This window comes from Micromonospora sp. IBHARD003 (assembly GCF_056106285.1).
The window spans coordinates 4290492-4303817 of record NZ_JBWBBX010000001.1 but is presented as its reverse complement, the minus strand read 5'-3'; the positions used below and the strand labels follow the sequence as shown (position 1 = coordinate 4303817).

Genomic DNA, 13326 nt, shown 5'->3' with positions numbered 1-13326 from the left:
CTCGCCCCGCCGAAGATCAACAAAGGGCGGGAGTTCATATCGTGACGAATCACACGATGTGACCCCCTTCACTCGGAAACACCCTTATTCGCATCCCGGGACCCGGGCCTTACGTCCGGGCAACGGGAGCCGAGCAACAACACCGAGAAACGAAAAAACGGGCCCTCACCAAGACTTTCGTCTCTGGTGAGAACCCGTTTCATCGTTCTCGTGGTGCGCGAGGGGGGAGTTGAACCCCCACGCCCTTTCGGGCACTGGAACCTGAATCCAGCGCGTCTGCCTATTCCGCCACCCGCGCATTGGGTGGTCGCCCTGCCCCTGCCCCGTTTGGTGCGAGCGCCTTGCGACATGCAGAACATTAGCACGCTGCGAAGGGGCGATTCACATGCGTTTGTTTCGGCTCCCGGCGGTGGAGCAGGAAGTGGACAGGGCGGCAGGAACAGCGAACAGGGTGGGGCAACCGCCGGTCGCTTCCCCCCTCACGCCCGGGAAGCTCGCCGGGTGCGGGACACTGTGAGGAGGCCGCCTCTACGATCCGTGTGGCGATCCGTGTGAGAGGTGACACTCATCGACGGGGCAGACAAGGGGAACCAGCCGATTTCCCGACGCGTGGATACGATCAGTAAGCAGTACCAGGACGACAACGACGGAGGAGGTGCCCCATGGGAGTCCTGAAGCGTTTCGAACAGCGACTCGAAGGTCTGGTCAACGGCACCTTCGCCAAGGTCTTCAAGTCCGAGGTCCAGCCCGTCGAGATCGCGGGCGCCCTCCAGCGGGAGTGCGACAACAACGCCACGATCTGGAACCGCGAGCGGACCGTCGTCCCGAACGACTTCATCGTGGAGCTGAGCACGCCGGACTTCGAGCGCCTCAGCCCCTACTCGGGCCAGCTCGGCGACGAGCTCTCGAGCCTGGTCCGGGACTACGCCAAGCAGCAGCGGTACACCTTCATGGGACCGATCAAGGTCAATCTGGAGAAGGCGGACGACCTCGACACCGGTCTGTACCGGGTACGCAGCCGCACGCTCGCGTCGAGTGCGTCACAGGCGCCCGCGAACGCGCCCGCCGGCCCCCAGGGCTTTTCCACAGGCGCCCCGCAGGGCGGCGGTTACGGTTACCCTCCTGCTGCGGCTCCTCCCATGCCTTCGGCACCGCCACCCGGGACGAACCGGCCGGGCCCCGCGTCCGCGGCCGGCCGGCCCGCGGTCGGTCCGGCGGCGGGTGCCCAGGTGCGCCGCTGGATCGAGATCAACGGCTCCCGCCACCAGATCTCCCGTCCGACCTTGGTGTTGGGCCGCAGTACCGACGCGGACGTACGGATCGACGACCCCGGCGTTTCGCGCCGTCACTGCGAGATCCGGACCGGAACGCCCTCGACGATCCAGGATCTCGGGTCCACCAACGGCATCGTGGTAGACGGGCAGCACACCACCCGCGCTACGCTCCGCGACGGCTCGCGGATCGTCGTGGGCAGCACAACCATCGTTTACCGGCAAGCCGAAGGGTGAAGCGGGGGCAATGTCAGAGCTGACCCTGACGGTCATGCGGCTGGGTTTCCTGGCCGTTCTGTGGCTGTTCGTCATCGTGGCCGTCCAGGTCATCCGCAGCGACCTGTTCGGTACGCGTGTCACCCAGCGCGGATCGCGCCGGGGCGCCGACGCGCGTGCGCAGCAGCAGGGGGCCGCCCGGCAGCAGCCCGCGGCGCCTCCGCAGCGCCAGCAGGCTCCCCGCCAGCGCCGGGGAGCGCCGACCAAGCTGGTCGTCTCCGAAGGCAGCCTGACCGGCACCACGGTCGCGCTGCAGGGACAGACGATCACGCTGGGCCGCGCCCACGACTCGACCATCGTGCTGGACGACGACTACGCGTCCAGCAGGCATGCCAGGATCTACCCCGACCGTGACGGCGAGTGGATCGTCGAGGACCTCGGGTCCACCAACGGCACTTACCTCGACCGGGCCCGGCTCACCACCCCGACACCGATTCCGCTGGGCGCGCCGATCCGCATCGGCAAGACCGTCATCGAGCTGCGGAAGTAGTACGACAATGAGCGAGCGGAGCGAGCGAGCCGCTGCGGTCCCCACCGGGAGTCCCGCAGCGGTCCCGGCAGCGGGCCGGGCCCGGCGGCTCCCGACCGGAGGGTGGGCAGTGTGGCTCGAGAGCGGCTGTACCCCGAGGCAGCGTCGACAGGGCAGGTGCGCATGAGTCTGTCACTGCGCTTCGCCGCCGGATCTCACAAGGGCATGATCCGGGAGGGCAACGAGGACTCCGGCTACGCCGGTCCGCGCCTTCTCGCGATCGCCGACGGCATGGGTGGCCAGGCCGCCGGCGAGGTCGCCTCGTCCGAGGTCATCTCGACGCTCGTGCAGCTCGACGACGACGTCCCGGGTTCCGACATCCTCACCTCGCTCGGCACGGCCGTACAGCGGGCCAACGACCAGCTGCGCGCCATGGTCGAGGAGGATCCCCAGCTCGAGGGCATGGGGACCACCCTGACCGCGCTGCTGTGGACCGGTCAGCGGCTCGGGCTCGTCCATGTCGGCGACTCCCGCGCCTATCTGCTCCGTGACGGGGTGCTGACCCAGATCACCCAGGACCACACCTGGGTGCAGCGCCTCGTGGACGAGGGCCGGATCACCGAGGAAGAAGCCACCACCCACCCGCAGCGCTCCCTCCTGATGCGCGCGCTGGGCAGCGGTGACCATGTGGAGCCCGATCTCTCCATCCGCGAGGTCCGGGCCGGCGACCGCTACCTCATCTGCTCCGACGGGCTGTCGGGCGTCGTCTCCCACCAGACGATGGAGGACACCCTCGCCAGCTACCAGGGCCCGCAGGAGACCGTGCAGGAGCTGATCCAGCTCGCCCTGCGCGGTGGCGGCCCCGACAACATCACCGTGATCATCGCGGACGTCCTCGACGTCGACGGCGGCGACACCCTCGCGGGACAGCTCAGCGAAACGCCCGTCATCGTGGGCGCGGTCGCCGAGAACCAGGTGCAGCTGGGCGACAACGGCGCCATGCAGACCCCGGCGGGACGCGCGTCCGGCCTCGGCCGGCCCGCCCAGCCGCCCGCGGGCGGCTTCGGCCCGCCCGGAACCGGTGGCGACGTGAGCTACGGCGGGATGCCGGAGGACGGCTTCGGCTACACCGACGACGACTTCACCAAGCCTCGTTCCGGCCGCAAGTGGCTGAAGAGATCCCTCTTCGGGGCCCTCGCGCTGGCCGTGGCCGGCGGCGGTCTGTACGGCGCCTGGCGCTGGACCCAGACCCAGTACTACGTCGGTACCAAGGACGAGCACATCGCGCTCTACCAGGGCATCAGCCAGGACCTCGGCTGGGTGTCGCTCTCGGAGGTCGAGAAGGACCACCCCGAGATCGAACTCAAGTACCTGCCGCCTTACCAGCAGAAGCAGGTCAAGGAGACCATCGCCGAGAACAACCTCGTCTCCGCGCGCAACAAGGTCGAAGAGCTCGCCGTCCAGGCCTCCGCCTGCAAGAAGGACGAGCAGCGCCGTACCGCCGCGGACCGGGCGCCCAGTACGCCTCCGGGCGAGGGGCAGGCCGGTGGCACGACCGGCACCAAGCCCTCCAACCAGTCCGCCCAGAACAAGCCGACCGCAGCCTCTCCCTCTCCGGGCCCCACCCTCTCGGAGGAGGAGCAGAAGCTCGCCACGAACTGCGGAAAGCAGTGAGCGGTACAGCGGTAGACCCGTAGGGGGCCTTTCTCCACCATGAGCGTTGTCACCAACACGACCACCATCGGCGCGATCGAACTGCCGAGCCGCCGCAACACCGAGCTCGTGCTACTCGGCTTCGCCGTCGCGATCCCGGTGTTCGCGTACGCCAACGTGGGCCTCGCGCTCAGCGGCGAGCTCCCCGCGGGCATGCTCGCGTACGGCCTGGGCCTCGGGCTGCTCGCCGGCGTCGCGCACCTCGTGGTGCGCAGATTCGCCAAGTACGCCGACCCCCTGCTGCTGCCGCTGGCGACACTGCTCAACGGTCTCGGCCTGGTGCTGATCTGGCGGCTCGACCAGTCACCGCGGCTGAACGCGCTGAAGAGCTTCGCTCCGCAGGCCACCAACCAGCTGATGTACTCGGCGCTGGGCGTCGCGCTCTTCGTCGGCGTACTGCTGCTGCTGAAGGACCACCGTGTCCTCCAGCGCTTCACCTACATCTCGATGGCGGCGTCGCTCGTCCTGCTGCTCCTGCCGCTCGTCCCGGGTCTCGGCGCGGACGTGTTCGGCGCCAAGATCTGGATCCGCGTCGGTGGTTTCTCCATCCAGCCGGGTGAGTTCGCGAAGATCGTGATCGCGGTCTTCTTCTCCGGCTACCTCATGGTGAAGCGCGACGCGCTGGCGCTGGCCAGCCGCCGGTTCATGGGGCTCTACCTGCCGCGCGGCCGCGACCTCGGGCCCATCCTCACGATCTGGGCGATGAGCCTGCTCGTCCTGGTCTTCGAGAACGACCTCGGCACCTCGCTGCTGTTCTTCGGCATGTTCGTGATCATGCTTTACGTGGCCACGGAGCGGACCAGCTGGATCGTCATGGGCCTGCTGATGTCGGCGGGCGGCGCTGTGGTCGTCTCCCAGTTCGCCACCCACGTCCAGTCCCGAGTGGCCGCCTGGCTCGACCCGTTCGGGTGCCTGGAGACCGCACCCGAGGGCACCAACATGGCCTACGCCTGCGACCAGATGACCCAGGTCCTGATGTCCTTCGGCTCCGGCGGTGTCCTCGGTACCGGACTCGGCCAGGGCGACTCCGATCTCATCATGTTCGCGGCCAACTCCGACTTCATCTTCGCCACCGTCGGCGAGGAGCTCGGGCTCACTGGCGTGATGGCTTTCCTGCTGCTCTACGGCCTGATCATCGAGCGCGGCGTGCGCACCGCCCTCGCCGCCCGCGACCCCTTCGGCAAGCTGTTCGCGATCGGTCTCACCGGCGCCTTCGCCCTCCAGGTCTTCGTGGTCGCCGGCGGCGTGATGGGCCTCATCCCGCTGACCGGTATGACGATGCCGTTCCTCGCGGCGGGCGGATCATCCGTGATCGCGAACTGGGCGCTGATCGGAATCCTGATCCGTATCAGCGACACGGCGCGGCGCCCCGCACCAGCTCCTGCCCCGAACTCCGACGCCGAGATGACGCAGGTGGTCCGACCGTGAACAAGCCCCTGCGCCGAATCGCGCTCTTCTGCGGCCTTCTGGTCCTCGCGCTGCTGATACAGGACAACTGGCTCCAGTACGTTCGTGCCGACGAGCTGAGCAACCACAAGTCCAACCGCCGGGTGACGATCGAGCGGTACGCCGCCGAGCGCGGCAACATCATCGTCGACGGCAAGCCCATCACCGGCTCCGTGCTCACCGACGACAAGTTCTACAAGTACAAGCGCACGTACGTCGACGGCCCGATGTGGGCTCCGGTCACCGGCTACGCCTCGCAGGCGTTCGGCGCCAACCAGATCGAATATATCGAGGACAAGATCCTCAGCGGCAACGACAACCGGCTCTTCTTCGACCGCACCATGGCGATGTTCACGGGCGACAAGAAGAAGGGCGGCAACGTCGTCACCACCCTGAACGGGAAGGCGCAGAAGGCGGCCTTCGAGGGGCTGGGCGACAAGAAGGGCGCCGTCGCGGCCATCGACCCGCGCACCGGGAAGATCCTCGCGCTCGCGTCCACCCCTTCCTACGACCCCTCCTCCTTCGCCGGCTACCACGGCGCGGACTCGAAGGCATGGGGGGCGCTGGGGAAGGACAAGGACAAGCCGACGCTGAACCGCGCGCTGCGCGAGACCTACCCGCCCGGCTCCACCTTCAAGGTCCTCACGGCGGCCGCTGCCCTCGAGCACGGTGTCGTCACGGACATCGAGGCCCCGACGGACACGCCCGAGCCGTACAAGATCCCGCTGTCCACCACGCCGATGGTCAACCAGCACGGCGGCTGTGAGAAGGCGAGCCTGAAGAGGGCTCTGGAGATCTCCTGCAACTCGGTCTTCGCCAACCTCGGTGACAAGGTCACGCGCGACAAGATGCTGGAGACCGCACAGAAGTTCGGCTTCAACAACGAGGTCTTCATGCCGGTCCGCGCCTCCGCGTCCGTCTACGACAAGAACATGGACCGGGGCGGCAACGCGCTCTCCTCGATCGGCCAGTTCAACACGGCCACGACCCCGCTCCAGATGGCCATGGTCACCGCGGCGATCGCCAACGACGGCAAGCTGATGAAGCCGTACATGATCGACAAGCTTGAGGCTCCCAACCTGGACGTCCTCGAGCAGACCGAGCCCGAGGAGATGAGCCGCCCTCTCTCGGAGGGGAACTCACAGCTCCTCCAGAAGATGATGGAGAACGTCGTCGAGAAGGGCACCGGCACCAACGCCAAGATCGACGGTGTCACCGTCGGCGGCAAGACCGGCACCGCCCAGCACGGCGAGAACAACAGCAAGCGTCCGTACGCCTGGTTCATCTCGTACGCGAAGACCGACCAGGGTTCGCCGGTCGCCGTGGCCGTCGTGGTCGAGGACAGCTCGGGCACGTCGCGTGACGACATCAGCGGCGGCGGGCTCGCCGCCCCCATCGCCAAGAAGGTGATGGAGGCGGTGCTCGGCGGGAAGCAGTGACGCATGTCACTGATCACCCCGTCATCCCGCATCATCACCGCACAATGCGATACCGGTCGCGTATCGGGTCCCCGCCTTGAGCGGATTCGATCCGGCGTGGCCGGTACCGTATGCGCGAACAGCACACCGCCGGACCACACACACGGGTGCGGTCGGGACTGACGGAGAGGGCTGGACTGTTATGGAAGAGCCGCGTCGCCTCGGCGGCCGGTACGAGCTGGGCTCGGTGCTCGGCCGCGGTGGCATGGCCGAGGTCTACCTCGCGCACGACACCCGGCTCGGCCGCACCGTCGCCGTGAAGACGCTGCGGGCCGACCTCGCCCGTGACCCGTCCTTCCAGGCCCGGTTCCGCCGTGAGGCCCAGTCGGCCGCCTCGCTGAACCATCCCGCCATCGTCGCGGTGTACGACACCGGCGAGGACTACGTCGACAGCGTCTCCATCCCGTACATCGTGATGGAGTACGTCGACGGTTCCACGCTCAGAGAGCTGCTGCACTCCGGCCGCAAGCTGCTGCCCGAGCGCACGCTGGAGATGACCATCGGGATCCTCCAGGCCCTCGAGTACTCGCACCGCAACGGCATCGTCCACCGTGACATCAAGCCGGCGAACGTCATGCTGACGCGCACCGGCCAGGTCAAGGTGATGGACTTCGGCATCGCACGTGCCATGGGCGACGCGGGCATGACCATGACCCAGACCGCCGCCGTCATCGGCACCGCCCAGTACCTCTCGCCGGAGCAGGCCAAGGGCGAGCAGGTCGACGCCCGGTCCGACCTGTACTCCACCGGCTGTCTGCTGTACGAGCTGCTGACCGTCCGCCCGCCGTTCGTGGGCGACTCCCCGGTCGCTGTGGCCTACCAGCACGTCCGGGAGGAGCCGCAGCCGCCCAGCGCCTTCGACCCCGAGATCACGCCCGAGATGGACGCGATCGTCCTGAAGGCACTGGTCAAGGACCCGGACTACCGCTACCAGTCGGCCGACGAGATGCGCGCCGACATCGAGGCCTGCCTCGACGGCCAGCCGGTCGCCGCCACCGCGGCGATGGGCTCGGTCGGATACGGCCAGCGCCCCGAGGACCAGCCGACGACGGCGCTGCGCGCGGCCGACCCGGCCGGCCAGACGTCGATGCTGCCGCCCATGAACCCGGACGACGGCGGATACGGCTACGACGACCGTCCGGACCGCCGCCGCCAGAAGAAGTCGAACACCTCGACGATCCTGCTCGTTGTGGCGGGCATCCTGGTGCTGATCGGCGCGATCCTCATCGGCAAGTCGATCTTCAGCCAGAACGCCAAGGACGGCAAGGTCAGCGTCCCCAGCCTCGTCGGCCAGGAGTTCAACGAAGCCGTACGACTCGGGACCAACGCGGGCGTCAAGGTCGTCAAGACCGGCACCGACCGCTGCGCGGAGCCGAAGGGCAACGTCTGCAGCCAGACGCCTGCCGCCGGCAACGGTGCCAAGATGAACGAGGGCGAGACGGTCAAGGTCGTCGTGTCCGCGGGGGCGCCGCTCGTGGAGGTTCCGGACGTCACCGGTACGCAGGAGGACAGCGCCACCACGCGGCTCGAGAAGGACGCCTTCAAGGTCAACACGAAGTTCGTCGAGTCCGACGAGACGCCGGGCACGGTCGTCCGGCAGCAGCCCGAGGGTGGCAGCAAGGCCGAGAAGGGTGCCGCGGTCACCCTGGAGATCGCCAAGAAGTCCACGGAGCCCGTACCGAACGTGGTGGGCTCGCAGTTCGACGCGGCGAAGAGCCAGCTGGAGACGCTCGGCTACACCGTGGCGCGCACCGATGTCGACTCGGACAAGCCCGCGGGCGAGGTCGTGGCCCAGGACCCTGCCGCCAACTCCAAGCAGGCCAAGGGCACGACGATCACCCTGCAGGTCTCCAAGGGCCGGCAACAGCAGCAGACGCAGGTCCCCGAGGTGAGGACCAAGCGTGTGGGTGAGGCCAAGCAGATTTTGGCGCAGTTCGGCTACACGAACATCCAGTTCACACAGGGAAGCTCGACCGACGACAACGCGATCGTCATCGGGATGGATCCGCAGCCTGGTACCCAGGGCGACCCGGCGTCCACGACGATCACGCTGCAGACCATCGGCGGCGGCGGGAACCAGCAGGGCGGGAACAACAACGGCGGTGGCGGCGGCTTCTGAGGCATCCGGCGAAAGGCCTGGACCCGGCTTCCGGCCGGTCCCGCCCGGTCGCCCCGGCTGACGTAGGAAGCAGTGAGCCCCGGACATCCCCTCGGAGGGGGTGCCCGGGGCTCACTGGCGTTCTAACGCAGTTCCTTGGGCCTCGTACGGGCGCTGTCGACCTTCTCCGTGCGCTCCAGCTCCCCCCAGACGACGTAGCGGTAGTCGGAGGTGTAGACGGGCGTGCACGTCGTCAGAGTGATGTAGCGGCCCGGCTTGGTCCTGCCCGACTCCTTCGGGACCGGCTGCAGCACGTCGACGTTGTACTTCGACGTCTCCCTGAGGTCCTTGTAGACCTTGTAGATGTACCAGGTGTCCCTGGTCTCGAAGACGATCGAGTCGCCGACCTTGACCTTGTGGATGTTGTGGAACTTGGCGCCGTGTCCGTCGCGGTGGGCGGCGAGCGTGAAGTTGCCCAGCTTGTCCATCGGAAGCGCCGACTTGACGGGGTCGGTGTAGTAGCCCGCGACACCGTCGTTGAGGATCTCCGCGTCGGTGCCCTTCTTCACGAGCACCTCGCCGTTGGCCATGGCGGGGACGTGCAGGAAGCCGATGCCGTCCTTGGTGTCCAGCGCGCCGGGCCCTTGGCTGGTGGGTCTCTCGGCGGCCCAGCGGTTGCGCACCTTGTCGCCGTCCTTGGTGGCGGCGCGGTCGGCGAGGACGTTCGTCCACCACAGCGAGTAGACGACGAAGAGCGCCAGGAGCACCCCCGCGGTGATCAGCAGTTCGCCGAAGACACTGATGACGCCGGCGATCCGGCTGCGCGCACGTGCCACTGCACCTGCCCCTGTTTTCTGTCGTCCTGGAAGTCCGGTCCGGTCACACCTCAGCCGACGAGCGCGTCAGGCTTGCCCTTGCTTCGCGGGCGTTCGTCGACCATCTTGCCCCACACGATCATCCGGAACGTACTCGTGAATTCGGGCGTGCATGTCGTCAGCGTGATGTATCTACCGGGTCCGGTGAATCCGGATCCGGCAGGCACAGGGTCGATGACGCTCGTGTTCGAGGGCGACGTCTGCGGGAGGATGCTCGTCATCTTGTAGGTGTAGTAGGCGTCCTGCGTCTCGACGACGATCGGGTCACCGGGCGAGAGGCGGTTGACGTAGCGGAACGGCTCGCCATGGGTGTTGCGATGGCCGGCGACCGCGAAATTGCCCTGTTTTTCGGCCGGCATGGCGGTCTTGAGCTGCCCGTCGGCGTAGTGCCCGACCATGCCCCGGTCCAGCACCGAGTGCTTGTCCGTGCCCTCGGCGATCGGGACGACGACATCGAGCTTGGGGATGTGCATGATGGCGAAGCCCTGCCCCGGCTCGAAGGCGCCAGGAGCCCGGCCCTTGGCCCAGTCGTTCTGGATCTTGTCGGTGGCGGCGTTGGCCTGCTGCCCGGCGAGGATGTTCGTCCACCACAGCTGGTACGTGACGAAGAGCAGCATCAGCACGCCGATGCTGATGAAGAGTTCGCCGAAGACGCGGCTGGCGATGACCGCGGGGCTGTCCTTCTGGGCCCGGGCACGACGGCGCGCCTCGACCCGGGTGAGCGGGGCGCCCTCCTCGCTCCGTGCCGGCGTCTGTGTCGGCGGCGCCGAGGCCCCTCTGCGCCGTCCGCGGCCCTTCGCGGCGCGGCGGCGCTCGGCGCGGCCGCCGGTGGGCTGCTCGGCCGTCTCGGAACCGGCGCGGTGGGCACCGTGCCTGCCGTGTCTGCCGGACCTCTCAGCCGTCGGCGACGGGGACGCGTGATCCGGCACCGGATCCCCGATCAGCTGCGTCGGCGCCTGCTCGGAGGGTTGCTGCCCGCCGTACCAGTCCTGCTGGTGCTCCTCGGGCTCGTTCAGGGCGTAGGGGTCGTACGGGTCGTATCCCGACCAGCCCTGCGGCTCCGGGGAATGCCCGGGAACACTCCCGGTCCGGAGCCACGGCGCACCCCCCTCGCCGTTCACGCCAGAGCCTTGCCCACCACCGGCGCGAGCCCTGCCGAGCGGCCGACCGCCCCGGTGTCACCGCACTGCTCCAGCCAGTTGGCGAGCATCAGATGGCCGTGCTCGGTGAGGACCGACTCCGGGTGGAACTGCACTCCTTCCACCGCAAGTTCACGGTGGCGCAGTCCCATGATGATGCCGTCCTCGGTGCGCGCGGTGACCTCCAGTTCGTCCGGCAGGTCCGCGGGCTCGGCCGCCAGCGAGTGGTAACGCGTCGCCGTGAACGGCGAGGGCAGTCCGGCGAACACGCCCTTGCCCTGGTGCAGTACGGGCGAGGTCTTGCCGTGCAGCAGCTCCGGTGCGCGGTCGACGACTCCCCCGTAGGCCACCGCCATCGACTGCATACCGAGGCAGACGCCGAAGACGGGGACGCCGGTGTCGGCGCAGTGGCGGACCATCTCGATGCAGACCCCGGCCTGTTCGGGAGCGCCGGGTCCGGGGGACAGGAGCACTCCGTCGAAGCCGTCCTGCGCGTGCGAGGTGGACACCTCGTCGTTGCGCACGACTTCGCACTCCGCGCCCAGCTGGTAGAGGTACTGGACGAGGTTGAAGACGAAGCTGTCGTAGTTGTCGACGACGAGAATGCGCGCGCTCACTGACCGTCCACCGTCACATCGTTGAACGGAAGCAACGGCTCCGCCCAGGGGAACAGGTACTGGAACAGCACATAGACGACCGCGAGGACCAGCACGAGCGAGATGATCGCCCGCACCCATGCGTTGCCCGGCAGATGCCGCCAGATCCAGCCGTACATGCCGCCCCTTTCTTTCTCCGTACGGGACCAGACTAAAGGGCGCAAGGGGCCCGTGGGTCAGCTGTGGAAAGCTTCCGGCTTTCCTTCCGTCACAGGCAGGGTGGCGTCGAGGTACGCCCAGACGATCAGCCGATGGCTGCTGCCCCACTCGGGATCGCAGGTGGTGAGCGTCAGATAGCGGCCCGGCCCGTCGAACCCGGCCCGGCCCGGCACCGGGTCGATGACGCCGACATCACCCGGGACGGTGCGCAGCGGCGTCCGCTTGACGCGGTACGTGAACCAGGTCGTGCCGTCGTTGAGGATCACCGCATCCCCCGGGCGCAGGAGGGGCACGTCCTTGAACGGGTCCCCGTAGGTACGCCGGTGCCCGGCCACCGCGGCATTGCCGGTCTCACCCGGACGGGCAGTCCCGGCGTAGTGACCGAGGCCCTTCTTGAGGGTGGCGGCGGAGGTGCCCTCGAGCACCGGCCAGTCCCAGTCCGCGCCGAAACGGGGGATGTACATGACGGCGAACGGCTTGCCCGCCTCGTAGGCACGCGGGGGAGCGGGCGCGGACGGGGAGGCCGGCGCGCCGGGCACGGAGGGGGCGGGAGCGGGGACGGGGCTGCGGCTCCATTCCTCCTGGAGCCGGGCGATCTCGCCGTCCGTCGCGTCCGCGGCCTTCACTCCGGTCCAGAACAGCACGTACGCCACGAAGAGCACGATCACGGTGCCACCGGTGATGCAGATCTCGCTGAGGGTCCTGACGATCAGTCGCAGCAGTCGCAGCAGTCGCACCGGCACCGGCGCCCCTCCCCGGGAACTGGGAAGCCGGTGAACCTATCCGGTCACAGCACTAGGGGTTTCTGATGGATCTCCGTGGAGGAAGGAGCGGCGACGCCGCGGAGATCCGTCAGAAGCCCCCTAGCTCACAGGCTTCGCGTAGTGCAGATCCACTGTGCCCGAGTAACCGGGAAGAGTCACCGCATCGCGCTCGTCGACTTTCCAGCCGAGGCCGTACGCCTGCACGTACAGCTGGTAGTTCTGGATCGCGGGTGACGCGGTCAGCGCGCGCTTGAGCTTGCCCGGGTCGCCGACGGCGGTGATCTTGTAAGGGGGCGAATAGACCCTTCCCTGCAGGATCAGGGTGTTGCCGACGCAGCGCACGGCGCTGGTGGAGATCAGCCGCTGGTCCATGACCTGGATGCCCTCGGCGCCGCCCTGCCAGAGCGCGTTCACCACCGCCTGCAGATCCTGCTGGTGGATGACCAGATCGTTGGCCTGGGGTGCCGGGTAGCCAGGGGCTGCCTGGGCGTTCGGGGGAGCATCATTGAGGGTGACGGCGACGGCCCGACCGCTGAGCTTCTTGGTCCCCGCGTTCTCCTCCAGCGCCTGGAGCCGTTCGTCCTGGGCCTTGGTGGATCCGTCGTCGCGACGGGCGAGCGAGTCGACCTCGCTGCGGACCGCCGCGGTGGACTCGTCCAGCTCGGCGTTCTTCTCGCTGCGCTGCTGGATCAGGTCGGAGAGCTTCAGCAGCGAGTCGTCGGTGCGGAGGTTGGTGCCCTTGGCGGTGTTGAAGCTGGTGACGAAGATCAGACCGGCGAGTGCGAAGACGGCAGCCGTCAGCAGCCGGACCGGCCGCGGTGAGAAACGGCGGACCGGCCCTTGGGGGGAGTCGGCGGAATTGCTCAACGTACCCTTACTCCTACGGTGGCCGCGGAAGCACTACGCTAACGGACGCCCGGGGGAGGCCGTGATCCCCCTCGCTTCCCACCCCGGCGCCAGCCACATTTCCCCTGCGCGGTCA

The 13326-nt window shown here is 68.2% G+C and carries 12 protein-coding genes and 1 tRNA gene; 6 read left to right on the top strand and 7 right to left on the bottom strand.

Going from position 1 to position 13326, the window contains the following annotated elements; genetic code table 11:
* Positions 1-211 precede the first annotated feature (211 nt).
* Positions 212-298, bottom strand: a tRNA-Leu gene (locus ACTWOL_RS19140).
* A 364-nt stretch (positions 299-662) separates the two neighbouring features.
* On the opposite strand from ACTWOL_RS19140, the gene ACTWOL_RS19135 reads away from it, so the two are divergent.
* From ACTWOL_RS19135 to pknB, 6 genes are all read left to right on the top strand, one after another.
* Positions 663-1508 carry an FhaA domain-containing protein gene (locus ACTWOL_RS19135; protein ID WP_474297952.1) on the top strand — a complete coding sequence of 282 codons (846 nt, stop codon included), beginning with the start codon at positions 663-665 and terminating at the stop codon, positions 1506-1508.
* Positions 1509-1518: 10 nt separating this feature from the next.
* A complete protein-coding gene (locus ACTWOL_RS19130; protein ID WP_474297951.1) occupies positions 1519-2037 on the top strand; it encodes an FHA domain-containing protein FhaB/FipA in 519 nt (172 codons plus the stop codon).
* A gap of 162 nt (positions 2038-2199) precedes the next feature.
* On the top strand, positions 2200-3690 hold the full coding sequence (locus ACTWOL_RS19125) for a Stp1/IreP family PP2C-type Ser/Thr phosphatase (protein WP_474297950.1): 1491 nt from the start codon (positions 2200-2202) through the stop codon (positions 3688-3690).
* A gap of 39 nt (positions 3691-3729) precedes the next feature.
* On the top strand, positions 3730-5157 hold the full coding sequence (locus tag ACTWOL_RS19120; RefSeq protein WP_474297949.1) for an FtsW/RodA/SpoVE family cell cycle protein: 1428 nt from the start codon (positions 3730-3732) through the stop codon (positions 5155-5157).
* Entirely contained in the window at positions 5154-6614 is a 1461-nt protein-coding gene (locus ACTWOL_RS19115; RefSeq protein WP_474297948.1) for a peptidoglycan D,D-transpeptidase FtsI family protein, read from the top strand. Before ACTWOL_RS19120 ends, ACTWOL_RS19115 begins: the two co-directional genes overlap by 4 nt.
* A 181-nt stretch (positions 6615-6795) precedes the next feature.
* On the top strand, positions 6796-8772 hold the full coding sequence (gene pknB, locus ACTWOL_RS19110) for a Stk1 family PASTA domain-containing Ser/Thr kinase (protein WP_474297947.1): 1977 nt from the start codon (positions 6796-6798) through the stop codon (positions 8770-8772).
* Positions 8773-8894: 122 nt separating this feature from the next.
* Here pknB and ACTWOL_RS19105 read toward each other — a convergent pair whose 3' ends face one another.
* The 6 genes from ACTWOL_RS19105 to ACTWOL_RS19080 form a co-directional block, all read right to left on the bottom strand.
* On the bottom strand, positions 8895-9587 hold the full coding sequence (locus ACTWOL_RS19105) for a class E sortase (RefSeq protein WP_474297946.1): 693 nt from the start codon (positions 9585-9587) through the stop codon (positions 8895-8897).
* 50 nt (positions 9588-9637) lie between these two features.
* Positions 9638-10747, bottom strand: a complete 1110-nt coding sequence (locus tag ACTWOL_RS19100) for a class E sortase (protein WP_474297944.1) — start codon at positions 10745-10747, stop codon at positions 9638-9640.
* A complete protein-coding gene (locus tag ACTWOL_RS19095) occupies positions 10744-11382 on the bottom strand; it encodes an aminodeoxychorismate/anthranilate synthase component II (protein WP_474297943.1) in 639 nt (212 codons plus the stop codon). Before ACTWOL_RS19095 ends, ACTWOL_RS19100 begins: the two co-directional genes overlap by 4 nt.
* On the bottom strand, positions 11379-11540 hold the full coding sequence (locus ACTWOL_RS19090; protein WP_474297942.1) for a hypothetical protein: 162 nt from the start codon (positions 11538-11540) through the stop codon (positions 11379-11381). The genes ACTWOL_RS19095 and ACTWOL_RS19090 overlap by 4 nt, the downstream gene beginning before the upstream one ends.
* 57 nt (positions 11541-11597) lie before the next feature.
* Positions 11598-12323 (bottom strand): class E sortase, encoded by a 726-nt coding sequence (locus ACTWOL_RS19085; RefSeq protein ID WP_474297941.1) that lies wholly within the window; start codon positions 12321-12323, stop codon positions 11598-11600.
* Between the two features lie 120 nt (positions 12324-12443).
* Positions 12444-13211, bottom strand: coding sequence for a DUF881 domain-containing protein (locus tag ACTWOL_RS19080; protein WP_474297940.1), 768 nt, complete (start codon positions 13209-13211; stop codon positions 12444-12446).
* Positions 13212-13326 lie beyond the last annotated feature (115 nt).

Coding starts and splice junctions, on each gene's coding strand:
- ACTWOL_RS19125 (WP_474297950.1), top strand. CDS start 2,200: ATGAGTCTGTCACTGCGCTTCGCCGCCGGATCTCACAAGGGCATGATC.
- ACTWOL_RS19135 (WP_474297952.1), top strand. CDS start 663: ATGGGAGTCCTGAAGCGTTTCGAACAGCGACTCGAAGGTCTGGTCAAC.
- ACTWOL_RS19130 (WP_474297951.1), top strand. CDS start 1,519: ATGTCAGAGCTGACCCTGACGGTCATGCGGCTGGGTTTCCTGGCCGTT.
- ACTWOL_RS19120 (WP_474297949.1), top strand. CDS start 3,730: ATGAGCGTTGTCACCAACACGACCACCATCGGCGCGATCGAACTGCCG.
- pknB (WP_474297947.1), top strand. CDS start 6,796: ATGGAAGAGCCGCGTCGCCTCGGCGGCCGGTACGAGCTGGGCTCGGTG.
- ACTWOL_RS19090 (WP_474297942.1), bottom strand. CDS start 11,540: ATGTACGGCTGGATCTGGCGGCATCTGCCGGGCAACGCATGGGTGCGG.